The organism is Vibrio sp. 1288, from assembly GCF_033344475.1.
This window is the reverse complement of the sequence record NZ_JAWPOX010000999.1, coordinates 1-545: the sequence shown is the minus strand read 5'-3', so window position 1 is coordinate 545 and position 545 is coordinate 1. Positions and strand designations below refer to the sequence as shown.

The window sequence follows — 545 nt, the reverse complement described above, 5'->3', positions numbered from 1 at the left end:
CCAAGATGTTCAAAAACAAGCACTTTATTCTCGCCCTGTTAATCGCGCCCATCCTTTCTATCATTGCCTACTTTGGTACCGATATGGCACTGAGCGAAAAGCCTCATGCCGCTAAAGAAGGGGAAACTTACAAGCTCGCGAGTAAGTCCAACTGCCGTTACACCAGTGGCCTATGTGACATGGAAAATGGCGATTTTAAAGTTAAGTTCCGTTCTGAAAAACTGACAAAAGATAGCCTAGAACTGTCTCTCAACGCTGCCTATCCGCTGGAAGGCGTCAAGGTGTCCGTAGTCGATGACCAACAACAGAATGCTCAGCCGATTGATATGACACGCGCCGATCAAGCTGGCCAAAACTGGTACATCACTCTGCCAAAGCCAACCTCCGCAGAGAGCTGGTTACGAGTCGTTATCCAAGCCGAAGGCACGCTTTACTACGGCGAAACACAAACAGCATTTGTGAAATACGAAACCTTGTTTACTGAGTAACATTACGCTGCTTATCCTTCTAAACAACGGATAAGCTTTGCTGCGGGATGAAAACCC

Annotated in this window: 1 protein-coding gene; it reads left to right on the top strand. The window is 47.2% G+C overall.

All coding sequences use genetic code 11. The features are described 5' to 3' along the window. The first annotated feature begins 5 nt into the window (after window positions 1–5). Window positions 6–488: a hypothetical protein gene (locus tag R8O11_RS30565; RefSeq protein ID WP_025606225.1), complete on the top strand. Its 483-nt coding sequence runs from the start codon at window positions 6–8 to the stop codon at window positions 486–488. Window positions 489–545: the final 57 nt, after the last annotated feature.

What these genes read in the sequence shown, in the direction of transcription:
- R8O11_RS30565 (WP_025606225.1), top strand. Translation starts at nt 6, where the DNA reads ATGTTCAAAAACAAGCACTTTATTCTCGCCCTGTTAATCGCGCCCATC.